Annotated in this window: 23 protein-coding genes; 17 read left to right on the forward strand and 6 right to left on the reverse strand. The window is 58.5% G+C overall.

All coding sequences use genetic code 11. The features are described 5' to 3' along the window. Positions 1-14 precede the first annotated feature (14 nt). The 11 genes from FTW19_RS25275 (at position 15) to FTW19_RS25325 (ending at position 13851) form a co-directional block, all read left to right on the forward strand. A complete protein-coding gene (locus tag FTW19_RS25275; RefSeq protein ID WP_147650318.1) occupies positions 15-2465 on the forward strand; it encodes a ribonucleoside-diphosphate reductase subunit alpha in 2451 nt (816 codons plus the stop codon). 67 nt (positions 2466-2532) lie between these two features. Next, a complete protein-coding gene (locus tag FTW19_RS25280; RefSeq protein WP_147650319.1) occupies positions 2533-3570 on the forward strand; it encodes a ribonucleotide-diphosphate reductase subunit beta in 1038 nt (345 codons plus the stop codon). Between the two features lie 184 nt (positions 3571-3754). Then, the gene (locus FTW19_RS25285; protein ID WP_246153492.1) at positions 3755-4282 is read left to right on the forward strand and encodes a helix-turn-helix domain-containing protein; all 528 of its coding nucleotides are present in this window, start codon (positions 3755-3757) and stop codon (positions 4280-4282) included. Between the two features lie 2 nt (positions 4283-4284). Continuing rightward, a complete protein-coding gene (locus tag FTW19_RS25290; protein ID WP_147650320.1) occupies positions 4285-4851 on the forward strand; it encodes an NfeD family protein in 567 nt (188 codons plus the stop codon). A gap of 116 nt (positions 4852-4967) precedes the next feature. After that, positions 4968-6389, forward strand: coding sequence for a flotillin family protein (locus FTW19_RS25295; RefSeq protein ID WP_147650321.1), 1422 nt, complete (start codon positions 4968-4970; stop codon positions 6387-6389). Positions 6390-6452: 63 nt separating this feature from the next. After that, on the forward strand, positions 6453-7121 hold the full coding sequence (locus FTW19_RS25300; protein WP_147650322.1) for a PspA/IM30 family protein: 669 nt from the start codon (positions 6453-6455) through the stop codon (positions 7119-7121). A gap of 276 nt (positions 7122-7397) precedes the next feature. After that, a complete protein-coding gene (locus FTW19_RS25305) occupies positions 7398-8546 on the forward strand; it encodes a PP2C family protein-serine/threonine phosphatase (protein ID WP_147650323.1) in 1149 nt (382 codons plus the stop codon). Next, positions 8543-8980, forward strand: a complete 438-nt coding sequence (locus FTW19_RS25310; protein WP_147650324.1) for an ATP-binding protein — start codon at positions 8543-8545, stop codon at positions 8978-8980. The genes FTW19_RS25305 and FTW19_RS25310 overlap by 4 nt, the downstream gene beginning before the upstream one ends. Beyond that, positions 8980-9333, forward strand: a complete 354-nt coding sequence (locus tag FTW19_RS25315; RefSeq protein ID WP_147650325.1) for an STAS domain-containing protein — start codon at positions 8980-8982, stop codon at positions 9331-9333. Before FTW19_RS25310 ends, FTW19_RS25315 begins: the two co-directional genes overlap by 1 nt. 11 nt (positions 9334-9344) lie before the next feature. Continuing rightward, positions 9345-11312, forward strand: a complete 1968-nt coding sequence (locus tag FTW19_RS25320; protein ID WP_147650326.1) for a PP2C family protein-serine/threonine phosphatase — start codon at positions 9345-9347, stop codon at positions 11310-11312. A 184-nt stretch (positions 11313-11496) separates the two neighbouring features. Continuing rightward, complete coding sequence (locus tag FTW19_RS25325) at positions 11497-13851, forward strand: Orn/Lys/Arg decarboxylase N-terminal domain-containing protein (RefSeq protein WP_147650327.1); 2355 nt, start codon at positions 11497-11499, stop codon at positions 13849-13851. A gap of 168 nt (positions 13852-14019) precedes the next feature. Here the strand turns inward: FTW19_RS25325 and FTW19_RS25330 are convergent, their stop codons facing one another. Next, positions 14020-14781, reverse strand: a complete 762-nt coding sequence (locus tag FTW19_RS25330) for a fumarylacetoacetate hydrolase family protein (protein ID WP_147650328.1) — start codon at positions 14779-14781, stop codon at positions 14020-14022. Next, entirely contained in the window at positions 14778-15683 is a 906-nt protein-coding gene (locus tag FTW19_RS25335; RefSeq protein ID WP_147650329.1) for a fibronectin type III domain-containing protein, read from the reverse strand. The genes FTW19_RS25330 and FTW19_RS25335 overlap by 4 nt, the downstream gene beginning before the upstream one ends. A gap of 282 nt (positions 15684-15965) precedes the next feature. On the opposite strand from FTW19_RS25335, the gene FTW19_RS25340 reads away from it, so the two are divergent. After that, entirely contained in the window at positions 15966-16691 is a 726-nt protein-coding gene (locus FTW19_RS25340; RefSeq protein ID WP_147650330.1) for a helix-turn-helix domain-containing protein, read from the forward strand. Between the two features lie 209 nt (positions 16692-16900). On the opposite strand, the gene FTW19_RS25345 is transcribed toward FTW19_RS25340, so the two are convergent. Next, entirely contained in the window at positions 16901-17476 is a 576-nt protein-coding gene (locus FTW19_RS25345; RefSeq protein WP_246153493.1) for a 5' nucleotidase, NT5C type, read from the reverse strand. Between the two features lie 151 nt (positions 17477-17627). On the opposite strand from FTW19_RS25345, the gene FTW19_RS25350 reads away from it, so the two are divergent. Together FTW19_RS25350 and FTW19_RS25355 are read left to right on the forward strand one after the other, a co-directional pair. Next, positions 17628-19271: a DHA2 family efflux MFS transporter permease subunit gene (locus tag FTW19_RS25350; protein WP_246153494.1), complete on the forward strand. Its 1644-nt coding sequence runs from the start codon at positions 17628-17630 to the stop codon at positions 19269-19271. A 249-nt stretch (positions 19272-19520) separates the two neighbouring features. After that, positions 19521-20849 carry an IS4 family transposase gene (locus FTW19_RS25355; RefSeq protein WP_147650331.1) on the forward strand — a complete coding sequence of 443 codons (1329 nt, stop codon included), beginning with the start codon at positions 19521-19523 and terminating at the stop codon, positions 20847-20849. Between the two features lie 124 nt (positions 20850-20973). Here FTW19_RS25355 and FTW19_RS25360 read toward each other — a convergent pair whose 3' ends face one another. Both FTW19_RS25360 and FTW19_RS25365 read right to left on the reverse strand, forming a co-directional pair. Continuing rightward, positions 20974-22392 carry an outer membrane beta-barrel protein gene (locus FTW19_RS25360; protein WP_147650332.1) on the reverse strand — a complete coding sequence of 473 codons (1419 nt, stop codon included), beginning with the start codon at positions 22390-22392 and terminating at the stop codon, positions 20974-20976. Positions 22393-22502: 110 nt separating this feature from the next. Further along, positions 22503-23537, reverse strand: coding sequence for an aldo/keto reductase (locus FTW19_RS25365; protein WP_147650333.1), 1035 nt, complete (start codon positions 23535-23537; stop codon positions 22503-22505). Between the two features lie 83 nt (positions 23538-23620). On the opposite strand from FTW19_RS25365, the gene FTW19_RS25370 reads away from it, so the two are divergent. Both FTW19_RS25370 and FTW19_RS25375 read left to right on the forward strand, forming a co-directional pair. Continuing rightward, complete coding sequence (locus tag FTW19_RS25370) at positions 23621-23872, forward strand: hypothetical protein (protein ID WP_147650334.1); 252 nt, start codon at positions 23621-23623, stop codon at positions 23870-23872. A gap of 46 nt (positions 23873-23918) precedes the next feature. After that, entirely contained in the window at positions 23919-24113 is a 195-nt protein-coding gene (locus FTW19_RS25375) for a YqaE/Pmp3 family membrane protein (RefSeq protein ID WP_147650335.1), read from the forward strand. Between the two features lie 224 nt (positions 24114-24337). Here the strand turns inward: FTW19_RS25375 and FTW19_RS25380 are convergent, their stop codons facing one another. Beyond that, positions 24338-24778, reverse strand: coding sequence for an Lrp/AsnC family transcriptional regulator (locus FTW19_RS25380; RefSeq protein ID WP_147650336.1), 441 nt, complete (start codon positions 24776-24778; stop codon positions 24338-24340). Positions 24779-24954: 176 nt separating this feature from the next. Here FTW19_RS25380 and FTW19_RS25385 point away from each other — a divergent pair, with 176 nt between their 5' ends. Continuing rightward, positions 24955-26049, forward strand: a complete 1095-nt coding sequence (locus FTW19_RS25385; protein WP_147650337.1) for a hypothetical protein — start codon at positions 24955-24957, stop codon at positions 26047-26049. Positions 26050-26059: the final 10 nt, after the last annotated feature.

The raw sequence follows: 26059 nt of genomic DNA on the forward strand, positions 1-26059 counted from the left end.
GGAGCTCATGAGCGATGGCCACCCTCTCCACCCATCCCATTTCGCAGACCTCACTGCATGATGTACATCCGGGTTTTCCCGCGCCTGCCTCGGAAACCGCGGTCATGCATGTGCGCAAGCGCAACGGCTCGCTGGAGCCGGTCGACGTCAATAAGATCGTGCGTGCGGTACAGCGCTGCGCCCAGGGCCTGAATGGAGTCGATGCGATCCGTGTCGCATCGAAGACCATCGGCGGCCTGTACGACGGTGCAACCACCCGGGAACTGGACAAGATTTCCATCGACACCGCCGCGGCGCTGATCGCCGAGGAGCCGCAATACTCACGCCTGGCGGCGCGCCTGCTGCTGGCCACCATTCACAAAGAGGTGGCCAACCAGAACCTGCACTCGTTCTCGCAGTCCATTGCTTATGGAAACGCCGAGGGTGTAGTGAACAAGGCGGTTGCCGAGTTTGTGAATACGCATGCCCGCAAGCTGAATCACGCCATCGACGATGAGTTCAGCGACCGTTTCGAATACTTCGGCCTGCGCACCGTATATGACCGCTATCTGCTGCGCGACCCCATCTCGCGGAGCGTGATCGAGACGCCGCAGTACTTCTTCCTCCGCGTCTCTTGCGGCCTGGCCGGCACACCGGCCGAGGCGATCGAGTTCTATCGCCTGATCGCCTCGCACGAGTACATGCCCTCTTCACCGACGCTTTTCAACTCCGGCACCAAGCATGCGCAGATGTCGAGCTGCTACCTGCACGACTCTCCTTCAGACTCGCTGGAGTCGATCTACGACGCGTATAAGTCGGTGGCGATGCTCTCGAAGTTCTCCGGCGGCATCGGCCTTGCCTTCCACCGCGTCCGCAGCGAAGGCTCTCTGATCCGCGCCACCAACGGCCTGAGCAATGGCATTGTGCCGTGGCTGCGCACCCTGGACTCCTCAGTTGCCGCGGTCAACCAGGGTGGCAAGCGTAAGGGCGCCTGCTGCGTCTACCTCGAGCCCTGGCACGCCGACATCGAACAGTTCCTGGAGCTGCGCGACAACACCGGCGATCACGCCCGCCGCACCTACAACCTGAACCTCGCCAACTGGATCCCCGACCTCTTCATGGAACGCGTGGATGCCGACGGCATGTGGTCACTCTTCGACCCGAAGGATGTTCCGCATCTACCTGATCTCTTCGGCGATGCCTTCAAGGCTTCGTATGAGCAGGCTGAGGCAGACAAGAAGTATGCGCGCCAGGTGAAGGCCCGCGATCTCTACGCCCGCATGATGCGCACGCTGGCGGAGACCGGCAATGGCTGGATGACCTTCAAGGATGCCTGCAATGTGAAGTGCAACCAGACCGGCGCTCCCGGCAACACCGTCCATCTCTCGAACCTGTGCACCGAGATCACCGAGGTGAGCAGCAAAGACGAGACCGCAGTCTGCAACCTGGGTTCCATCAACCTGGCCCTGTATCTCACTCCAGAAAGCAAGTTCGACTTTGCCAAGCTGGCCGAGACGGTTCGTATCGCTGTACCGATGCTCGACCGCGTGATCGACATCAACTACTACCCGGTCGAACCCGCAGCGAAGTCCAACGCCAAGTGGCGTCCGGTAGGCCTGGGCCTGATGGGGCTGCAGGATGTCTTCTTCCAGATGAAGATCGCCTTCGACTCGCGCGAGGCTCGTGAGCTCTCGCGCAAGATTCAGGAAGAGATCTACTATCACGCTCTGGTAGCCAGCAATCAGCTCGCTGAGCGTTTCGGCGCTCACGAAGCCTTCGCACAGAGCCGTCTGGCCGAGGGCAAGCTGCAGTTCGATCTCTGGAACATCGTTCCTGAAGATACGGCTCGCTGGGACGAGCTCCGCGAGCGCATCAAGCAGTTCGGCGTTCGTAACTCGCTGCTCATCGCCATCGCTCCGACGGCCACCATCGCGTCGATCGTCGGTTGCTACGAGTGCATCGAGCCCCAGATCTCCAACCTCTTCAAGCGCGAGACGCTGTCGGGCGAGTTCCTCCAGGTGAACAAGTACCTGGTCAACGATCTGAAGGAACGCGGCCTCTGGAACGAGGAGATGCGCCAACGTCTGAAGCTGAGCGAAGGCTCTGTACAGGGCATCGACGAGCTGCCGGATGATCTGAAGCTGGTCTACCGTACTGTGTGGGAGATTCCCATGCGCTCGCTGATCGATATGGCGCGCGATCGCGGAGCCTACATCGACCAGTCGCAGAGCCTGAATCTCTTCGCCGAAAGCCCGAACATCGGCAAGCTGTCTTCGATGTATATGTATGCCTGGAAGAACGGCATCAAGACCACCTACTACCTGCGCTCGCGCCCGGCGACGCGTATCGCCAAGACCACCATCCAGGGCTCCAGCGCGCGGCAGACTGCCCCGGCAGCCGCTCCCGTCGCTACCACAACCTACACGCCCTCTGAGGCAATCGCCTGCTCGCTCGAGAATCCCGAGAGCTGCGAAGCCTGCCAGTAATCCAACTCATCCGCCAGTCCTTCTCTCACCCGGGAAGGACTGGCCCTGTACTCGAAGGAGCCTATCCATGTCTTCGTCTACGTCTTCCGTTGAAGTTCCCGAACATATCCTCGATCCCGGTCTCTGCCTGACCCTGCGCCCCATGCGCTACCCGGTCTTCTATGACATGTTCCGCGACGGCATCAAGAACACCTGGACCGTGGAAGAGGTCGACTTCTCCACCGATCTGGTCGATCTGCGCAGCAAGCTCTCCCCGGCCGAGATTCACCTTATCCAGCGCCTCGTCGCCTTCTTCGCCACCGGTGACGCCATCGTCTCCAACAACCTGGTGCTGAATCTCTACAAGCACATCAACTCGCCCGAAGCGCGCCTCTATCTCTCGCGCCAGCTGTTTGAAGAGGCTGTGCACGTGCAGTTCTATCTGACGCTGCTGGACAACTACATCCCTGATCCCGATGAACGCGCCGCCGCCTTCGCCGCTGTCGAGAACATTCCTTCCATCCACAAGAAGGCTGACTTCTGCATGCGCTGGATGGATTCCATCCAGAAGCTCGATCAACTGGAGACGGTAGAGCACCGCCGCCAGTTCCTGCTGAATCTGATCTGCTTCGCCTCCTGCATCGAAGGCCTGTTCTTCTTCGCCGCGTTTGCCTATGTCTACTTCCTGCGCTCGAAGGGCCTGCTACACGGCTTGGCCTCCGGAACGAACTGGGTCTTCCGCGATGAGAGCGCGCACCTGGAGTTCGCCTTCGAGGTCGTCAACGTTGTCCGCAACCAGCAGCCGGATCTCTGGGATGCACAACTGGAACAGGACATCGTCGAGATGTTGAAAGATGCCGTGAACTCCGAGCTGCAGTTCGCCGAAGACCTGCTCTCCGGCGGTGTCGCCGGCCTGAGCGTACGCGATATGCGCCAGTACCTCGAATACGTCGCCGACTCACGCGTCGCCCGCCTGGGCATGCAGCCGATCTTCGGCAGCAAGAATCCCTTCGGCTTCATGGAGCTGCAGGACGTGCAGGAACTGACCAACTTCTTCGAACGCCGCGTCTCCGCCTACCAGATTGCGGTTGCAGGTGAGGTCGACTTCAGCCATGAGGATTTCTAAAGAAATTGAATGATTGAAGAATGGAATCATTGAATAACAAAGCCCTCTCGTAGCGAGAGGGCTTTCTGCTTTTTGCCGTACATTATTCAATTCTCCAATTATTCCTTTATTCAAGTCGTGCGCTCTGCGCACGACTTGACTCATATTGCAAATTGCGATATAAATATTGCGGATTGCAATAGCCATGAAACTGGCAGAGAAAATCCGCTACCTCCGCGAGGTGGAAGGTTCGCTTCGCGGGATGAACCGGTCGATGACGCAGCAGGAACTGATGCGGGCCATTGAGGCAGAGACCGGAGGCTCACTGAGCCAGAGCTACCTCTCGCAGATCGAGAGCGGAGCTCGTCCTCACCTCACCAATACAACCAGGCAGGTGCTGGCGAAGTTCTTCAAGGTCCATCCCGGCTATCTGGTGGATGACCCTGAGGGATATCACGCTGATCTGCTGTCGGATGCACGGGTGCTGGAGGACAAGGTGGATCTCTGGCTGGTCAGCGGATCTGAGCGTTTCCGGCGCGATCCGGAGCTGCGCGCCGCGCTGCTGAAGGTGGCACGCAATGATCGCTCCCGGCAATGCCTGCTGTTGCTGGCATCGATTCTCGACACGCCCCACCTGGTCGAGCGGCTGACAGAAATTCTGCGGCCGGCAGAGGTGGAGAGGAAACCTGCGAAGCTCGTTCGCAAGAAGACGGCCCGCGGAAGGAAGGAATAACGATGAACTGGGATGTCTTTTATCTGGTCTGCTTTGGTACCGGCTTGGTGTTGAGCCTGCTGTCCGCGGTCGGTGGTTTTGGACATCTTCATCTGGGACACTTCCACCTCGGCCACTCGGCCGGCTTGCACCACGGTCATGGAGTCTCCCGCTTCAACGCCTTCACCGTCCTTGCCTTCCTTTGCTGGTTCGGCGGCGCAGGTTACCTGCTGCACCATTACAGCGCTCTGTTTGCGCCTCTGGTGCTGCTGCTGGCGGCGGGAAGCGGTCTGGTGGGTGCGGCGATTCTGTTCACCTTCTTTGCGAAGGTGCTGTTGCCGCGAGAGCGGGAGCTGACCGCCGAAGACACAGACGTTCGTGGTGTTACCGGACGGTTGAGCGCAGGCATTCGCGATGGAGGTACCGGTGAGTTGCTGTACACACAGAACGGCGTGCGTTGCTCGGCGATTGCACGCAGCGCGGATGGACAGCCGTTACCGCGTGGAACCGAGGTGATCGTGCTGCGTTATGAGCGAGGCGTGGCCTACGTGAGGCCATGGAACGAGCTCCAGCTCGACCGCACGGACTAACTCAAGTTCTTCTACCTGAGCTGCAGAAGAAAAGCTCAATGCCTGCCCGGCCGCAGCCAGCGACCGTGTGAACGGCAGATCACGCCTTATAACTGGCTATAACTCAAAGGAATGTTATGCCGGATTCGGTATTCATTATTGTTGGACTCATTGCCGTATCGACGCTGGTTCTTCTGGTCCTTCTGGCCAAGATGTTTCGTAAAGCCGGACCGAACGAAGCCCTGATCGTCTACGGTTTTCGTGGGCCGCGTGTCATCAAGGGACACGGCTCGGTGATCTTCCCGCTCGTGGAGAGCTGCCGCGAGCTCTCGCTTGAACTGATGTCGTTCGACGTTGCTCCGCAGCAGGACATGTACACCAGGCAGGGTGTCGCCGTCACCGTGGAGGCTGTGGCACAGATCAAAGTACGTAGCGATCAGCAGTCGATCCTTACAGCCGCGGAGCAGTTTCTAACCAAAACACCCGCACAGCGCGAAGGCCTGATCCGCCTGGTGATGGAAGGTCATCTGCGTGGCATCATCGGTCAGCTGACGGTAGAGCAGATCGTGAAAGAGCCGGAGATGGTTGCCGACCGCATGCGCTCTACCTGCGCTGAGGACATGAGCAAGATGGGTCTGGAAGTCGTCTCGTTCACCATCAAGGAGGTGCGTGACAAGAACGAATACATCACGAATATGGGCCGCCCGGACGTTGCCCGTATTCGCCGCGACGCGGAGATTGCCGCAGCCGAGGCCGAGCGCGATACCGCCATCAAGCGTGCCAATGCCTTACGGGAAGCCGCCATTGCCAAGGCCGCTGCCGACCAGGAGCGTGTGATCGCCGAGACCGCCTCGATGGCCAAACAGGCCGAGGCGCAACGCGACCTCGACATCCAGAAGGCGCAGTTCACCGAGCAGAGCCGCCGCCAGGAAGCCCAGGCCGACAAAGCCTATGAGCTGCAGACCAATGTCATGCAGCAGCAGGTGATCGCCGAGCAGGTGAAGGTACAGCAGGTGGAGAAGGAGCAGCAGGTCAAGGTGCAGGAGGCTGAGATCCTGCGTCACGAGAAAGAGCTGATCGCGACGGTGCTCAAGCAGTCTGAGATCGAACGGAAGCGCATCGAGAACCTCGCTGCCGCTGAACGTGCTCGTCTGGTTGCTGAGGCCGAAGGCCGTGCCTCTGCGATTCGTGCTCAGGGTGAAGCCGAGGCTGCCATCATCTTCCAGAAGGGTGAAGCGGAAGCGAAGGCCATGAACGTGAAGGCCGAGGCCTACCAGGAGTGGACGCAGGCCGCCGTTGTCGACCGCCTGATCTCGAATATGGCTGAGGTGGTTCGCGCCATGAGCGAGCCGCTCTCGAAGGTGGACAAGATCACCATCGTCTCCACCGGCGATGGCAACAACGTCGGCGCGAACAAGCTTACCGGCGAGATGACCAAGATCGCCTCGCAGGTGCCGGCTCTGTTCGAAGCCCTGAGTGGTATGAACCTGAACGACCTGATGAGCAACGTGAAGCAGATGAAGCCTCGCGACAACTCTCAGGGCAACAGCCATGTGTAAGCTGTAGGTCCGCTGAGCCGCGTTATGCGGCTCAGCGGACTCCGATGGAAGGAGGAACCCACCATGCCGCTACTGGAAAGAGTCACCACACTGCTGCGAGCAAATCTCAACGACCTGATCGACAAGGCCGAAGATCCCGAAAAGATGATCAAGCAGCTCCTGCTCGATATGGAAAACCAGCTGCTCCAGGTAAAGACCCAGGTGGCAATCGCTGTCGCCGACCTGCATCTGCTGGAGAATCGCAAGCACGAGCATGAAGAGTCTGCTGCCGGCTGGCGCCGCAAAGCCGAGCTGGCGATCGGACGCCACGATGAAGATCTGGCTCGCGCCGCACTGGACCGCAGCCTGAGCGCACAGCAACTGGCTGTCAGTTTCAACCAGCAGATTGAGGATCAACAGGTAGAACTGGACACGATGCGCAACGCCTATCTGCAACTACAGGCGCGCATGAAAGAGACCGAAGCACAGTGCGAGCTGCTGATGGCCCGGAACCGCCGTGCCCGCGCTGTAAGCAAAGCCACCGCAGCCCAGACGAAGATCGCCGATGGAGCAGCGCTACGTTCGCTGGACCGGATGAAAGCGAAGATCCTGGGACAAGAGGCCGAGAACACCGGAGCACAAGCTGTGCTTGGGATAAATACGGTAGAAGACCGCTTTCATAAGCTGGAGCGCGAAAGCCAGATCGATGCTTTGTTGCTGGAGCTCAAAGAACAACAACGATTGCCCGGTTAAATTGAATGATTGAAGAACGGAATGATTGAATGATGACCTGGGTGGGTGGGAGCAGCGGGCTTTCAGCCCGCTGATAAAAGCGTAAAAGTAAATGGGCTTTAGCCCATTTCTATATTGAGCCGATAGACCGTGGGCTGAAAGCCCACGGCTCCCACCAATTCGAGCTCCGCTCGAACGTCCCATGTCCCCAAGGGACATGGGGCCCGTGTACGGGTTCTCCCCAATATCCCGCGAACTTCCCTACCATTTTCCATGTACACTTCCGGCATCACCGCTATGTCGAGCCTCCAGGACACACTCATCCTCGAACAACAAATCGCGCGCCTGCAGGCGCTGCTCGAGGCTTCGCGTCAGGTGCACTCCACCATTCAGGCGAGCGAGGTACTGCAGCAGACCGCGCGCATCGTCGTGCGTGAGTTGGAGATGGAGGGAGCGGTTTTTCTCGCGCCGGATGGTTCAGCGTTGACCGCCTACGGTGAGGCTCCTGACCCGCCGTTCGATAACTGTCCCCGGTTCGCCCTTCTCTCGAAGGAAGGCGCCAGCCTGGCTACGCTGATCGTCGCCACACCGCAGAATGCGGATCTCTCGCTGTACGAGCAGGACTTCCTCGAAGGTCTTGTCCTGCAGACCGCCGTCGCACTGGAGAACGCGACCTTTCACGAACGCAATCTGCAGTGGGCTCGCGTGCAGCAGGACCTGGACGCTGCCCGGCAGATCCAGCGCTCATTGCTTCCCAAAGCCATGCCGCAGATCCCCGGCTTCACCATTGCTGCGCGTTCCACCACCTGCTATGAAGTGGGCGGCGATTATCTGGACACCATCGAGTTGCCAGACGGATCGCACCTGATGGTCGTTGCCGATGTCGCCGGCAAAGGCCTGGCTTCCGCCATCGTCGCCACCAGCTTCCGGGCCGCCTTCCGGTCACTGGCCAGCCGCGCGGTATCGCTGGCCGAGATGGCGGCACAGGTGGGCCAACAGCACTACGATGAAGGCAGTGAGGCACGGCGCCGCTATGTAACGGCAATCCTGTTGAAGCTCGATCCCAGGACCGGCGAAGGAGAGATCGTGAACTGCGGCCATAATCCCGGCATTCTGTTGGAGCCGGATGGCAGTCTGCGCATGATCGAGGCCTCCGGGCCTCCGCTGGGCATGTTGCCCGGCATGACCTATACCGCGGAGCCGATCCATGTTCCCGCCGGAGCCCGCGTGCTGCTTTACACCGATGGTCTGAGCGAGGTCTTCTGCGGCGAGGATGAGTTCGGCAGCGAGCGGCTGGCGGCAGCCTTTCAGCAGCTTGAGACACGCGATCCGGAGGCGATGCTCGATGCAATCTGGGCGGCGCTCGCCGCCTTCTCCAACAACGCACCACCAACCGATGACATGACCGGCCTGGCCCTCTGCCATCTTGAGGCAGCAACCGCATGAAGAACGGAAGCGCCGTCGAAGTAACCCTGCCCTCCGAGCTCGGCTTTGAAAAAGTAGCCATGAGCACGGCCGCCAGCATGGCCCAGTTGATGGGTTTCAGTCCCGACCGCATTGAAGATCTCAAAACGGCTGTGGCCGAGGCGTGCATCAATGCGATCGAGCACGGCAACCAGATGAACGACACGCTCTCCGTAGCCGTGATTCTGTCACCCGGCGAAGATCACCTTGAGATCAAGGTCATTGATGATGGAGCAGGCATCATAGGACAACCGGCCACACCCGATATCGACCGCAAGATGGCCGGCGAAGAGGACCCGCGCGGCATGGGCATCTTTCTGATTCAGTCACTGGTCGATGAGGCCGAATGGCACCAGGGTCCGCCGGGGAAGAGCTTCGTGCGGCTGGTGATCCGCCTCGATAAGGAGAAGAATTAATGCAGGCCCCGACGAAAGTTGCTACGCGGACAGCGACCGCTGCCTCCGGAGCTCCGGTGACCATCCTCGCCTTTGCAGGCGACATCGCCTCCACCTCGAAGGAGCCCATCCTGGAGGCGTACGAAGCTACCGACGCGCAGAAGCTTCTGCTGGACTTCTCCGGAACCGAGTACGTGAACTCCTCCGGCATCGCCATCATCATCCAGTTGCTGCTGGACGCCACCAAGGCCGGTGGCCGGACAGTTGGCATCTTCGGCCTGACACCACATTTTCAAAAGGTCTTCACCATGGTGGGCATCGGCAAGTACGCCACACTTTCACCGAATGAAGCCGCGGCTCTGGCCAGCCTTTAAAAGGAACATACATGCCGCGCCGATCTCTTCTCACGATTCTGTTGTTGCTGAGTATGGCGGCGCTGCACGCACAGACACCTGTTCCAGCGCCCGAAAATGCCGACCCCTCGCATCTGACGTGGACCGGCATGGACCGGCCGCTGAACATCTCCTCCTTCTGGTTCACCAACTCCACGCAGGATGATCCTGCCTTCGCGCAACCCGGTTATGACGACTCTCACTGGAGGCCGCACAAACGCGGCGAGACGCTGCGCGCCTACTGGCAACGGCCCTCAAGCGTGGTCTGGTATCGCACTCACATCGAAGTCCCTCCTGGGGCCGGAGATCTTACCGTCAGCATCAGGAGTATCCATGGTCCGTTTGAGTTGTATGCCAATGGCCAGAAGGTTGGCGGGGCAGGCAGCATGGGAGGTCAGGGAGTCTTTGGCGACATGATTCCCTTGGTCTATCATCTGCCGGCAAATATTGCACCGGATGGCCACCTGGTTCTTGCCCTGCGCGCAGGCATTCTGGTCACCAACAATTCGGCGCAGGGCGGCATCGGTACCGACTCTTACCTGCTTCTGGGCTCGGCCGCGCACAGCAACGACACGCGTTCGCTCGCCGTCTTCGAGAGCCTGGCCAGTAATTACACCAATTCGGTGATCGCATGTATCGCCGGCATCGTCGCCATAGGACTCTTTCTCTCAGCGCGTGGACGGGAGTACCTTGACCTCGCCATCAGCTACATCACGCTGGCGGTATACAACATAGTGGAGATCTGGGAGTTCTCCAGGCCAATCTCGCGCAGCGGCTTTGCCCTGCTTCTGACGACGCTGCTGGCCACTATTCCCGTCCTCTTTAATCTCGAGTTCATTCGCCGCATTCTGGGACGGCCGCGCTGGAAGCTCTTCGGAGTAACCCAGGTTCTAATGCTGGTCAACAGTGTTGCGCTGCAGAACCTTTTTGTATTCGCACCGCAAACATTTTCTTTCCTGGTCCAGGGACTCTTCCCGACGGCTTTTGCCATCGCCACCTATGCTCTCCTCGACTTCGTTGTTCCGATCATCATCTTCCGGGCATGGCGAGGCGGGAATCGCGACGCAGGCCTGCTTCTGGTCGCCGTACTGCCGTCGTCCGTGCTGGTTCTGGCGCAGATTACCCGCAGCATCCTCATTCTTGCGAAGGCGATCGCGGGCGGCAACAATCCTCTCGAACGGGTTCCCGGCATTACCTTCGATATCGGCTGGTCTGAAGTCACGTCTTTCTTCGCCAGCATTGTTCTGCTGCTCTTCATGGTGCTGCGCACCATCCGTCTGGCACGCGAGAAGGCCGAGCTCTCTGCCGAGATTGCAGCCGCGCACAACGTACAAACGCTGCTGCTGGCGCGCGCAGCGCAGCCTACGCCGGGCTTTGCTGTCGAGACGGCATACCGTCCGGCCTCAGAGGTAGGCGGCGACTTCTTCCTGATCTCCCCGGGGCAGGACGGCTCGCTCTTCGCCATCGTCGGCGATGTTTCCGGCAAGGGCATGCAGGCTGCCCTGCGTGTCTCGCTGATTCTGGGCGCGCTGCACCGCGAGAGTTCACGCGAGCCGTCGATCGTGCTGCAGAACCTGAACAGCGCCCTGCTCTCGCAAGGAGACATCGGTTTCACCACCGCCTGTGCGCTGCTGGTGGAAAAAGACGGACGCTTCCGGTACGCGAATGCAGGACACCTGAATCCCTATCTCGACGGAGAGGAGTTGCCGAGCGCCGGAGCTCTTCCGCTCGGCATCAGCCCCCAGGCGGAGTACGACACGGAGCATGGAAACCTGGCCACCAGGCAACGGCTGGTGCTGCTGAGCGACGGCGTGCCAGAGGCGCGCTCGGCCGCAGGCGATCTGTATGGCTTCGACAAACTGGTAACACTGACGCGTTTGCCCGCCAACGACATCGCCGAGGTAGCGCATGCCTTTGGACAGACAGACGACATAACGGTGCTGGCGTTGGCGCTGGCCTAAGGCACGTCCGGCGCTCAGGAAAAACCTGACAAAAGCTCGACTTCTCTTGATTCGGTAAACCGTGGGCTGGAAGCCCACGGCTCCCACCCATTCGAGCTACGCTCGAATATCCACTGAAGCCGGATTTCCCGAGCCTTCCTGCTCACACATAAACCACGCAATCGCGATAGCATACATAGCTGGTATGAGTGAAAAACGCTGGGTCCTTTTGATCGCCTCCGAGGTTGGCGGCACCGAATCTGTATCCGACCGCGCCATGGGGCGCCTGGTCGAAGCCATCTCAGACGAAGGCTACGATGTCGTCCGTACGACGACGCCGGAAGACGGCTTGTCGCTGGTCATTTCGGACCCCTCCTACTCCGCGGTTCTGCTGGACTGGGACCTCGAAGGCGACAGCCAGTTCGAAGAGCGCGAGGCCGTGCAGATTCTGCGCGCCGTACGCCGCCACAACAAAAAGATCCCGATCTTCCTCATCGCCGATCGCACCCTGGTCAGCGAGCTGCCGATCGAGGTCGTCAAGCAGGTGCACGAGTACATCCACCTCTTCGGCGACACCCCGGCCTTCATCGCCAACCGCGTCGACTTCGCCGTCGAGCGCTACCACGAAACCCTGCTGCCGCCCTACTTCCGCGAACTGAAGAAGTACACCGACCAGGGCGCGTATAGCTGGGACGCTCCCGGCCACATGGGCGGCGTCGCCTTCCTGAAGCACCCCATCGGCATGGAGTTCCACCGCTTCTTCGGTGAGAACCTCATGCGCTCGGATCTTGGTATCTCCACCGCTCCGCTGGGAAGCTGGCTTGACCATCTTGGACCTCCGGGAGACGCCGAGCGCAACGCCGCCCGCATCTTCGGAGCGGACTGGACCTTCTTCGTCCTGGGCGGCTCGTCAAACTCCAACCAGATCGTCGGTCACGGTGTCATCGCGCAGGACGACATCGTCCTGGCCGACGCCAACTGTCACAAGTCCATCTGTCACTCGTTGACCGTCACCGGAGCTCGCCCCGTCTACTTCAAGCCGACACGCAACGGCTACGGCATGATCGGCCTGGTGCCCCTCAAGCGCTTCAGCGCGAAGAACGTAAGGGATCTCATCGCGAAGAGTCCGTTCTGCAAAGGCGCTGCCTCACAGGAGGCGACCTACGCCGTCGTCACCAACTCCACCTACGACGGTCTCTGCTATGACGTGAACCGCGTCGTCAAAGAGCTGGCCGCCTCCGTTCCTCGTGTTCACTTCGACGAAGCCTGGTACGCCTACGCCAAGTTCCACTCCATCTACAAAGGCCGTTATGCCATGGGTGTTCCGGAGGATATGCCGAATCGCCCGGCGATCTTCGCGGTGCAGTCCACGCACAAGATGCTGCCGGCCTTCAGCATGGCATCGATGATCCACGTCAGTCTGTCGGAACGCGCCCCGATGGACTTCGACCAGTTCAACGAAGCCTTCATGATGCACGGCACCACTTCGCCGTTCTATCCGCTGATCGCCTCACTCGACGTGGCAGCGGCCATGATGGATGAGCCCTCAGGCCCGACGCTGATGGAAGACACCATCCAGGACGCCATCAGCTTCCGCAAGGCCATGTCTTCGGTCGCCCACCGTCTGCGCTCCACGGAAGACAACGGAGATGGCTGGTTCTTCCGCCTCTTCCAGCCGGAGTCGGTGACCGATCCCCTCAGCGGAGATACCCACCTCTTCGAAGAAGCTCCGGACGAGTTGCTGGCAACCAATCCCTCATGCTGGACTCTGAAGCCAGGCCACGACTGGCACGGCTACCAGGACGCCGATATCGCCGATGAGTATTGCATGCTCGACCCCACCAAGGTCACCATCCTGACCCCGGGCGTCGACGCGCAGGGCACCGTGGCCGACTGGGGTATCCCCGGCGCCATCCTGACCGAGTTTCTCGACTCCCGCCGCGTGGAGATCGCCCGTACCGGCGACTACACCGTTCTGGTGCTCTTCAGCGTGGGCACGTCAAAGGGTAAGTGGGGATCGCTGCTGGAGAACCTCTTCGAGTTCAAGCGTCTCTACGACAGCGAGGCGTCGCTGGAAGAAGCGCTGCCCGAGCTGGTAGCCCGCTTCCCGCAGCGTTATCGCAACTCGACCTTGAAGGAGCTCTCTGACGAGATGCACGAGGCCATGATCGAGCTGAACCTCGCCGGCCTGGTCAACGCCGCCTGCGACGAAGACTTCGATCCCGTGCTGACCCCGTCGCAGACCTATCAGAAGCTCGTCCGCCACGAGACCGAGCGCTTGCCCTTCGCCAAGATGGCCGGCCGCATCGCCGCCGTGATGCTGGTCCCCTATCCTCCGGGCATCCCGATGTCGATGCCCGGCGAGCGGCTGGGCGGACCGAACAGCCCGGTCATCAAGTTGATTCTGGCAATGGAAGAGTTCGGCAAGCGCTTCCCCGGCTTCGAACGTGAAGTCCACGGCATCGAGGTCGACGGCAACGGCAACTACTGGATGCGCGCCGTAATTGAGAAGGGCGTCCGCGGCAAGAAGAAGAAATCGCGTCAGTCTGCGGCGAAGTAATACATAACCCCCAGACCCGGCCGGGTCTGGGGTTTGTGTATTTAACCCGGATTTTTTGTTTGTCATCCCGCAGGGATCTGCTTTTGGCTTCGGGGGAGAAGCAGATTTCTCCGCTGACGCTACGAAATGACAAACAAAGAGACGGTCGAGCCCCCGCTCGAATTTCCATTACCCAACAATGTTCTTCAACGAACCAATCCCCTGAATCCGTACCTCTACCGTGTCACCACTCTGCATCGGCCCAACGCCCGCAGGTGTCCCGGTCGGAATCAGATCTCCCGGCTCCAGCGTCATCACCGCGGTGATGTAACGCAGAAGCTCGGGAATCGGGAAGATAAAGTCGTGTGTCTCACCGTGCTGGCGAACTTCTCCGTTCAGCAGCGTCTCGACGGTGATGGAACCCTTAAGCGGGTCCACCTCATCGGTCACCAGAGGTCCCACCGGGCAGGAAGTATCGAATCCCTTCCCTCGCGTCCACTGCCCATCCGCTTTCTGGATATCGCGCATGGTGACGTCGTTCACGATGGTGTAGCCGCGGATGTAGCTGCGCACATCCTCATCCGGCCCGATGCGGCTGGCTCGTTTCCCGATCACGATGCCGAGCTCTCCCTCGAAGTCCAGGCGCTGCGTAATAGCCGGCTTCCAGATGACGCCGCCCGGAGCCAGCAGCGCCGACGGAGGCTTGAGAAAGAGCAACGGCTCCTTGGGAACGTCATTGCCCATCTCGGCGGCGTGGTCGCGATAGTTACGCCCCACGCAGAGAATCTTCGAGGGCTCGGCCGGAGCCAGCAACTCAGCTTTGTCCAGAGCAAGGCTCACCGGCGCGCCGTTCGCCAGGCCTTCAAAGCTGGAAGCACGGGCGATGATGTTGTTTCCTTCGATACGTCCATAAAACGGCTGGCCGTCGGCGAGAAATCGGCAGTACTTCATCGCATCTCCTCAGTGACTGGTTCACTCTTACCGCTCTCATTGCCAGCGCGGTCCACGGCCGCAACCCGATAGCGATACTGTTTGCCTTTTATCGCCGTCGTGTCTGTAAACTGCGGCGCTGTGACAGGCATGGCAGTCAGGCGAAGCTCTCCGGAGTCATCGACACGATAGACCGCGTATCCCGCCAGGTCGGCCTCAGTTCCCGGCTGCCACGATAGAGAGATTCCTGATTCAGAGGACAGGGCCTCCAGGGACTGCGGAACCGCAGGTGGCGTCGTGTCTCGCAGGATGCCCGTATCCAGCTCTGTAACCTCACCGCCCACCCAGATCTCGTCCTTACCCAGCCGCAGACGACGGCGCCGCTCAAGGCGATACACGTAACGCTGGCCCGCCTCTGCCGTAGCGTCGACAGCACCGCCAGGGTCTCCCCCGGTTGCCGGCACGGCCAGCACGGTCTGTTGCTGCTGCTGCGCCCGCTTGCGCTCAATCGATGTCTTCTTTTTGGGTTGCGCCGTATCCGGCTCGATGCGCTCGATCCGGACCTCGTCAAACGGCATGGCAGACGGTGTCCAGCGAAGCAATAATCCCGTGGCTCCAAGTGAGGCCTGCAAACCCTGGATCTGGTCCGGAGCGTCTCCACCGGCGACCGTTACTGGCTTCGACCATCCCGCCGCCCGTCCACCCGCATTTGTGATGCGTACCTGGTAGTGCACCTCTACGGATGCACCAGAAGCAAAATTCTGAGGCAACGTGTCTTGTAAGTCATTGATCTTACTTATTGGCACTTTGATCACAGACGCACATTCCGATGTGCCCTCGCTGCGGCAGATCTCCACGTTGGAGTCGCGGTCCAGAGGCTCATTATCGGTTGTCGTCTTCGGGAGCGTGAGATGGAGAGTCACCCGGGTTCCCTGTCGAACTGCTGAAAGATCCGTAGGAACGCGCGCAAGATGAAGTGATGGTGGTTTTGGCGGCCCGGGATTCGCACATCCCATTGCCGCAAGAAGGGAGCAAGATGCACATAAATAAGCTTTTCTTTGCCTTAGTCGCATCCGTCTCGAAACCAGCACCACCACCTAGAGACTAGCATTCCGCACTTGGCATTTCTGACGTAAGAAATTTGCTACCGGGCCAAAATCCGATGTTTGCGACATAATGTATCCCCCTGCAGGAGAGCAAAACGCATGTCCCTCACCGCATCTCTTCCGGAAGATCCTGTCACCTCCGACCCGATCTCGGACGCTGCCGAATCAAGCATTCAGGAAAAACGCCTTGGCGAACGGGTCAAGGCATTGCGCCTGAAGAAGTCCATGGGTCTGGTGGAGTTGGGGCGCCACACCGGTCTATCGGCGAGTTTCCTTTCGCAGATCGAGACTGGCCGCGTGGTGCCGACTCTGCGCAACCTGGCACGTATTGCCCTGGTCTTCGCCAAGGACCTCTCCTACTTTTTCGAGCCGGAGCCACGACCGCTCTTTCGTATTCACCGCGCCAATGAGCGCGTGAAGATGCCGCAGTCCGGCACCGAAAACCCCGCCTACTACTTTGAAAACCTGGGATACCTGGTTCCCGATCGCCAGCTCGACCCCTATCTTGCCGAGTTTCTGCCACCGCAACCGGGCCGCGAGACACGCGCCCACCAGCACCCAGGGCATGAATTTCTGTATCTGCTGCAGGGACAGTTGCAGGTCACGCATGGCGGGCAGATACATCTGCTTGACGCCGATGATGCGATCTACTTCGATTCCGGCACCATCCACAGTTACCAGTGTCTTGGAGAGACCCATGCCCGCGCCCTGATCATCAGCATGCAGGGAGCACAGCAGGTTGACCCGGCACAGCGTCCACCCGCGAACGGATCGAACGCTTCCCGGCGACTGTCTGTGGTGAATCGTCCGCAGCAAAGCGCCTAAGGAGGAGGCTTGTGTCCGAGCCTCCGATGGCATTTTGGGTTTGTCATTTCGCAGCGACCGACGGGAGCGGAGAAATCTGCTTTTCTATCGATGCGCGAACTCGCCCGGAATGGTAACGCAAAGGCAGTCGCGCAAAGCGCGATACCCACCCTTCGCGATAAAGCCCGCGAAGAATGGGGGCAACGAGTGTGGTGGTTCAACCTCTGGCTCTACGGGATCAGCTTTTCCTGCAGGCCGGCGGAACCTACGGCAGACCCCAGGAAGAGCTCTTCCACGTCAAGCCAGTTATTCACCCGTCGGTAGCCCTTGATCAGCTTGTTGTGCGGCGAGGTGAACAGGATGCCTTCGCCTTTGAATCGCCGGAACTGCCGGGGGTTATCGTCGATCAGGTAATCCGCATCGATGATCCCCTTGTCGCCGCAGAAGACAATATGCGAGGGCGGCAGAAAGGGAAAGTGACGCTCCAGCCAGCGGAACTTCGCCGCGAACGAAGAAGGCACTTCCATGGCGGCCGAGGCGATAAAGACCTCATACCGTGCCTGCAGCGCCTGAATCACCCGCTGCGCATCTTCCATGATGGGCAGGTCGGCGAAGAAGTCCTCACTGGATAGATACTGCTGCAGCACATGGTGGCGGTCGACCGCGACAACGTCCCAGAGCCACTTGCCGGTGAGATCTTCTTTTGTAATCTGCTCACCGTGGTCGCGGTTGTAACGGGCAATGTGCTCACTGAGCGTGTCCGCCATCACCTCGTCCATATCGATTGCGATTCTTTTCAGTGACATAGGGCTTATATATAAATCGTACAGCGCTCAGCCCGCCTAGGAAACCTCGGTGGATTAATGGACCAGTCCGGAGCTGATGAATAAACTGCATCGGACCACTAACCGACACATCCAAAACCCTAGCAACAGACCCTATTTTTTGCCGGAACTTATGAGTGCTACAGCGACCCTGGACGAAACTACCTCCGCGCCTGCCGCCCCAGCACAGCCATGGCGTCCCAAGATCAACCCGTGGGTCATCGCCATGACGGTCACGCTGGCCACGTTCATGGAGGTGCTTGATACCTCCATCGCCAACGTGGCGCTGCCGCATATCGCCGGCGGCCTGGGAGCCAGCCAGGATGAAGCGACCTGGGTACTGACGGCCTATCTGGTGGCGAACGCCATCATCCTGCCGGCGGGCGCTTACATGACGACCTTTATCGGTCGTAAGAAGTTCTACATGATCTGCGTGGCGCTCTTCGGCATCTCGTCGGCGTTGTGCGGTCTTGCGCCCTCACTGCCGTTGCTGGTCTTCTTCCGCATCCTGCAGGGTGTGGGAGGCGGAGGCCTGGCGCCCTCCGAACAGGCCATCCTGGCCGATACCTTCCCACCCGAGAAGCGAGGCCAGGCCTTCGCCATGTACGGCCTCGCCGTGGTCGTGGCACCAGCTATCGGACCAACTCTGGGTGGATGGATCACCGACAACTACGACTGGCGATGGATCTTCTTCCTCAATGTGCCGATCTGTCTGGTGTCGCTCTTCCTTACCAGCCGCATCGTGGAAGATCCGCCGTATGTGCACAAGCAGGTTGCCGAGGCGCAGAAGGGCGGCATCAAGCTCGACTTCCTGGGATTCGCCCTGCTGGGTATGACCTTCGGCTCGCTGGAGTTCGTGCTCGATAAGGGACAGGAAGACGACTGGTTCTCATCGCGCGGCATCACCTTCTTCACCGTGCTGATGGTCACCGCCTTCATCGCCATGATCTGGTGGGAACTGCGGCAGCTTCGCACCGGTCATCGCCCGATCGTGAACCTGACGCTCTTCAAGCGGCCGAACTTCTCCATCAGCTTCATCCTGATGTTCGTTCTGGGCTTCACGCTCTACGGAACCACCATCCTGATTCCGCAGTTCGTACAGACGCTGCTCGGCTACACAGCAGAGCTCGCCGGCAAGGTACTGTCACCCGCAGGCTTCATGATGATGGCGATGATGCCGGTGGTCGGCTTCCTTTCAAGCAAGGTCGATCCGCGCAAGTTGATCGCCTTCGGCTTCACCTCACTGACGCTATCGCTGATCAACATGGCAAGGTTGAACCTCGATGTCAGTTATGGAACGCTGGTCATCATGCGTATGTTCCAGGCCTCGGGTCTTGCCTTCCTGTTCATTCCGATCAACACGATTGCGTATATCGGTGTGAAACAGAGCGAGAACAATGACGTCTCCGGCCTGACGAATCTTGCCCGTAATGTAGGCGGAAGCTGCGGTACCGCCTTTATGGCTACCATGCTCACGCGTCGCATTGCGGCCCACGAGAACTCAATGATCCGCAACCTGACACCCGGTGACAGAACCTTTATGGACCGCGTGCACTCCTTTGCCAATTCCTTCGCCGGTGGTAACGGTGGCTCAGACTCCCAGGGAGCACTGCATACGGCTCAGGCCTACATCTACAACCTGCTGCACCGTCAGGCATCGGCGTTGGCGTACATCGACGTTATCCGCTACCTCACGATCTTCTGCGCGCTCATGCTGCCGCTGCTGTTCCTGATTCCGCGGCCGCCGAAGGGCGCCAGTCCATCGGCAGGACACTAGGACGGAAATGGTGAGAGCCGTGGCCTTCAGGCCACGGTTTACGGAGCTACAAAATGATGGGCTTTAGCCCTGGGCCGTTTCTATCCAAGAAACAAAGGCCCAGGGCTAAAAGCCCATTTACTGCTTATGCTTTATCAGCGGGCTGAAGCCTAATGTCACTTACTTTGTACCTGTGAGTTGGAAAATTGTGTGCAGGAGAGGGAGATAAGAAGCAATCTGTAAGAGCTCTGGGAATCGCGTCAGGTCTGGATGGAGATCAAGGCGGAAGCAGAAAACCTACTGAAGTTGTTTGAACGGGTTGTTCCTGTTATCTCGTGGGGGGAATTTGGCGGTGGTGGCCAAATCTACACGTTGCCGGTAGTGGTGGAGATGATGTTGCTGCAGCGTCTGAGTGAACACGGGACGCAGCAGGAAGCAGTTCATGCGCTGTTGGGTGGTCGTCTGGATAGGCTGCTACCCAACAGCAAGCGCGTGCAAGGGGGACGTATTTCAGCCAACACTGGCGGCTACGCCCGGGCATGTGGGCGAATCACCCCAGAGACGGTGGAACAGGTCTGCGATCAGACGTTGGCCGCACTGAGCGGTCAGATCGAAGCGGAGGCGAAATGGGGTCGCCCGGTGCTGCTGCTGGATGGCAGCAGTGTGCGCCTGGAGCATACAGCCGATATCTTGAAGGCATTTCCAGCGGGCCGAAACCAGCACGGTCTCGGTCACTGGGGGATCATGAAGTGGGTCTGCCTGCATGATGTGCGGACAGGGATCGCACAGCGTCCAGCCTGGGGACCGATGTATGGACCGGAGGCGGTGAGCGAGCAAAACCTTGCGAAGAAGGTTCTGAGCCGGGCACCCGCAGGCAGTGTGATTATCGGGGATGGCGGCTTCGGGATCTTCGCTTTTGCGCAGGAAGTGATCGGCAGCGGGCATCAAGCTCTGTTCCGTCTGAGCAAGGCACGGGCCCTCTCCCTGGGAGGTAAATCTCTGCCGGTTCAGGGGGAGTTTTTGGTGTGCTGGAAACCCAGCGCTCAGGAACGCAAAAAATACCCAGAGCTGGCGGATGCTGAAATAAAAGGCCGCTTGATCGTGCGTTCGGCCAAGGGTTTTCGCGACAGCCTCTATCTGTTCACCACGCTGGAGCAGGAGGCCGACGAGATCGTCGCTCTGTACGGAGAACGCTGGAATCTGGAACTGGATCTCAGAACCCTGAAGGGAACTCTGCGGCTGGAGCACCTGCATGGCAAAAGCCAAGCCGCGGTAGAGAAAGAGTTGCTTATCGCCGTCGTAGCCTATGGGTTGGTCAGGGCTTTTATGGCCACCGCCGCCCGCAGGGCCGGCGTCGATCCACGAATCTTGAGCTTCACGCAGGCCTACGGCCTGATCAATGCCATGAGCCCGAAACTCTGCTCTCCAGACCCAGTCCTCAGACAACAAACCTACGACCGGCTACTCGATTACATCTCCAAAGCAAAGCTGCCTCAACGAAAGAAAAAACGTTCTTACCCCAGAGAAGTCTGGGGTAGAGGCAAATCCTTCCCCTCCAAACATCACTTCGGCCCTCTACCAAAAACAAAAAGTAAGTGACATTAGGCTGAAGCCCGCTGCTCCCACCCGTTTAAGACAGCACTTATTCAGAATCCCTATCGATCAATTCCTTATAAAGAGAGGCGGCCACAAAGGCCGCCTCTTTCGTTTCGAACCGCCAGCATCAGAACTTGTAGATCAGATCTACACCAAAGAAGAACTGGTTTCGCGCAGCTCCTCCGTCATATCCACGCCGGTCCCACGAATGGTCGAAACGAACCTCAGGCCGAATCAGAATCGTGCTGCCGATATACTGCGTCGCGTAAAACGTGTTCTCCGTATATTTGCCAGGGATTCCAGTGCGCTGTCCCTTCTTGTCGTTCAACAGATCGGAACGGAAGCCAAGATAGAGCTTCGGATTCATCTGGCGGTTGACGTAATTCACCACCGCGTACTCCGGAGCCGTGCACCGCAACTGTCCTGCCGCGCAGAACGCTCCGTTAGCGCCTGTTTCTGTCGCAACCGGATTGCTGACATTACCGGCGACATTCGGCACCTCGCGCTCGTACATGTACCAGGCTTCGGTTGCCGTGTGCCACTTCGCATTGAAGCGGTGGTACCAGGTCGCATCGTAGTGCTGCAGGTTGTTGTAGGCGTACTTACCGTCGTTGATGCCGTTCGCGCAGGCATAGAAGTTGTCGTGATTGCTTTTAGTCGAATAATTCAAGCAGGCAATCGCCGAGGGCTTGCGATCGTCAGACCACGGAGCAACATCATGTCCCGCTGATACACCCAACTGCACCATCCACTGCTTATTCAGCTTCAACGAACCGATGATGCCCGTATCGGTAAAGGGATCGATGGTGTAGAGCAGTGAGTGCGTCATGTTGTAGTTATTGGGTGCAAGCTGTGCCTCAATACCGGGCACGGAGAGGAAGCGGCCGATACGGATGTTCAATCCCTCTTTCACAGGGAAGTAGAGATCGGCATACTCAAGCACCGGGTCGAAGCCATACTTCTTGTTGCGCTGCAACAATTGCTGGCTGAAGTAGTCCTTCGCCGTAGTGAAGCGATAGTCAATGCCGTAGAACGCAGTGAAGTGATATCCGAAGTCGAAGTGTTTCTTCTGCACGGTATCGGGAAGACGTTCCACATAAACGACGGCCTGATTCAGCTCAAGACGATTGGGAAAGATGTCATACGAGACCGGAAAATTGTTTGTACTGGACGTGCTTGCGTTCACACTGGGCGCAATCCAGCCATAGATTTTGGTGCGCGAGTTCTGTTTCTTCAGCGCCGTCATCAACGGATAGGCATTACCATCGGGTACACCGATCGCAGGGGAACCGCCATAGCCCCAGTCAGAGTTTGGAAACGGCGGTGAGTTCAACGGGGCGTCCAATGCTCTGCGCTCCGGCGCGGGTCCTCCCGGCAGCTTCCCTGTCCAGTCGGCTTTGTAATAACCGCCAAGCCGCTGAAAGAAGTTTCCCGTTCGTGTGTCCTGCTGTTGCGTCTCCTGTGCCTGGCTGCTCGCAGCAGCGAGCAAAACAAAGCCCGCGCACAGAACGCGGGCCAAACCGATACTGCATCTACCGTTACTCATAATGCTCCTGCCGCCCTGGCGGATCCTCAAGGCAGCAGGTATGAGACTAAGTCTGAGGCTGGTAAAAAAGCCGTAGAGAAGTCACTAAAAGTTCATAAGGAACCCATCCTCTACAGCAGATCATGATTGCGTTCCGGGAACTGGCGTTGATGCCAATAGGGATACGCTGCAATTACTTTACTGGCTTCATCCAGCTTCGTCATCTGCTCCGGCGTAAGCTTCCAGCCGACAGCTTTGAAGTTCTGCTTCAACTGTTCTTCGCTGCGTCCTCCGATGATGATGGTCGATACGGTTGGCCGTTGTAACAGCCAGTTCAATGAGACCTCAGGGACAGACTTTCCGGTCTCCTGTGCAATCGCTTCAATTGCATCGACGACGTTGTACAGGTGTTCGTCTGCGACCTTCGGGCCTGCGGCGATCATCTTCTCGTCGTTCAGGCGGCTGGTCGTGGGCTTTGGTTTGTTGCGGCTGTACTTCCCGGTCAGACGCGCCCATCCAAGCGGAGACCACACAGCCGTGCCAACCTTCTCGCTCTGGCCCAGCGGCATCAACTCCCACTCGAAGTCACGGCCGATCAATGAGTAATAGCTCTGCTGCACGACATACTTCGCCCAGCCGTAACGCTCACTGATGGAAAGAGACTTCATCAACTGCCATCCCGAGAAGTTTGAGCAACCGATGTAGCGGATCTTGCCTTCCTCAACCGCTCTGTTCAGCGTGTACAGCGTCTCCTCGATGGGCGTCATGGCATCGACCTCGTGCATGTAATACACATCGATGTAATCCGTCCCAAGGCGTTTGAGACTTCCCTCGATCGAGCGAATGAGATGATGCCGCGATTGACCGGCATCATTAATGCCCTTGCCAAGGCGGAAGGTCGCCTTGGTACCGATCACGAGCTGTCCACGATCAAGGTGGCGGATCGACTCACCCAGTACCTTTTCGCTCTCACCGTCGGAGTACACATCCGCGGTGTCGAAGAAATTGATTCCGGCATCGACGCAGAGGTCGACGATGCGTTTCGCCGCGTCGCCCTCCATCAGACCCCATTCCTTGAAGAACTCGCTGTTACGGCCGAAGGTTCCCGCTCCAAAGCAGAGCTCGGAGACACGCAGACCAGAGTTGCCCAGCAGTCTGTATTCCATGCAGATTCACCTCTTATGCACAAGGGATGCACCACAGACGTCATCGGACGCACCCCGGGTTTTCCGTTATCCTCGACCGAGTCATGTCCCGTTCCGAATCTCCCACGACGCGTCCCGGCTACCTGAACCGTAACAAACAAAGAGTCATCGGCAAAGCTGCCTGGGTCGACTCCAATGCACCCAACCAGAACACCTACAAGCTACGCTGCGAGCGGCACGCCTGCGGCTTCGAGTACGGAGCCGACGGCATCGATATCCACAAACGCAAATGCCCCCGCTGCCAGGACGGCAAACCCGGTCAACCTGCACCGGAGACATTGCCCGCGCTCTTCTGAGACAAGCCATGGAACCTGACGAATCCCTGCAGCGTATTGTTCTACCATGCGCCTGTTGATTGCATTCCTGTTTCCGTGGCTCACGTTCTTCCTGATCGGACGGCCGTTTACCGGGTTGCTGTGCCTGCTGCTGCAGATCACTATCCTCGGTTGGATTCCGGCGACGATCTGGGCCGTGTACGCCTTGTCACAGTACAAAACCGACCGAAAGATCGCCCGCGCTTTGGCTCATCGCTGCTGAATTTTGTGGTGTTCCTTACCCACCCTAACTCCGTGAGGGTGGGGCACCTGGGCAGCTATAAAAGGCAACTTTCGATGTCCAGCCATGTCATTTTTGTTTGTCATTTCGCAGCGTAGCGGAGAAATCTGCTTTTCGTTGTTTCCCCACCCGGGTGCCCCACCCTCGCAACGCTAGGGTGGGCAAGGAAGCCCCAAAATTCGACGCGAGCACACGCGACAATCTCTCTACTCCGTAACGAACGGTGCCGGCCTCCGCTTAACAACCTGTGACTTCACGATCGATGTACTCGTCTGCGCTTTGTCGATGATGCGATTAAGAACCTCATCCAGGTGCTGGATCGACCGCAGATAGACACGCGCTACAAAACAGTCATCACCCGTGACACGATCGCACTCCGCAACTTCTGGAATTTCCTGAAGCAGGCGCTCTACTACCAGTAGTTTTCCGGGCAGCGGACGGATACGAACGATCGCCACCATGGGATACCCCATGGCCTCCGCATTCAGATCTAGAGTAAACGCCCGAATCACGTCGTTCTCCTGCAGCTTCTGCAAACGCTCCGCGATAGCGGGCGAAGACATACCCACCTCGTCAGCAAGACTCTTCAGCGACATTCGCGCATCGATAGAGAGCAGCCGTAGCAGTTCCTGGTCAGTGTGATCCATGCACGCCCCCTCCCTCAGAATCGAAAGAGAAACCAGTCTATCCCTTTCGAAACCTGTCCGGAATGGAATAAAGATTGCAAATATTATGTGTCCCGCGGCCTCAACCTAACAGAATCAAGTTTGAGGTGCAGGATCAACCCACAAGATCGGTTTACACTTTCTTTGGAATCTCCAACATGCGCTCGTCCGTGCTCTCCAGACCGAATCCCGAACGTCTCCTCAAGCAGATAGAAGCGGAGGAGAGCAAACAGGGGGGTGCGAAACTCAAGATCTTTCTAGGCTATGCATCTGGCGTCGGTAAGTCCTATCGCATGCTGGATGAGGCTCGCCGTCGGCAAGAGCGGGGAGAAGACGTTGTCATCGGTGCCGTCCAGGACAAGCAGTCCAAGGATATCCAGGCACTACTGCAGACGCTGGAGCAGATTCCTTCCGGTATGGACCAGGCGATCGATTTGGATGCCATCCTGCGCCGTGCACCACAGGTTTGCGTCATTGATCCTCTAGCGACTCGGAATCCGTCTGGGAGCCGTCATGCACATCGGTGGCAGGACATACAGACGCTCTTGCGAAATGGGATTTCGGTCTTATCGAGCGTAGATCTGCTCTATGTCGAAGAATACCGGGAAAAAGTTCGGGCTATTACCGGCCGAGACACTACGGAAACCATTCCGAAGTCATTTCTGCTCGCAGCGGACGACATCGTAATCGTCGATGTACCAACAGACCTCTGCCTCTGGCGACAAGGAGAAAAGCTCACGCCCACTGGAATTAGTAATTTTCAGGAGCGGCAGCTCTCAGAACTTCGCGAATTGGCTCTGCTGCTGACTGCCGAAGTCGTGGATGCGCAACTCGAATTCTATGTTCAAGCTCATGGAGTCGCGCCCGTCTTTGGCGCCCACGAGCGCTTCCTCATCTGCATGACCCCGCATTCCAATGCCTTGACGATGCTTAATAGCGGAGAACGGAATAAAGAGCGTTTTCAAGGGGAACTCTATGCGGTGTACGTGTGCGAATCAGGGCAATCAAAAAAAGAATGCGCAGAGATTCAAGGCTACCTTGATGCGGCGAAGGAAGCAGGAGCTATCGCAGAGGTTCTGGAGAGCGACGACCCGATAGCGGCAATTATTGCGTTTGCGCGTGCTAAACGAATTACACAAATCTTCATCGGCCATAGTCTCCACAACACGTGGAAACAACGATTGTTCGGGGATCCGGTACTTCGCCTGATTCGCGAATGCGAGGACATGGACATCCGTGTCTTTCCTCGCTAGCTCTCATATC

The sequence above is a fragment of the Terriglobus albidus genome, from assembly GCF_008000815.1.
Classification (GTDB): domain Bacteria; phylum Acidobacteriota; class Terriglobia; order Terriglobales; family Acidobacteriaceae; genus Terriglobus; species Terriglobus albidus_A.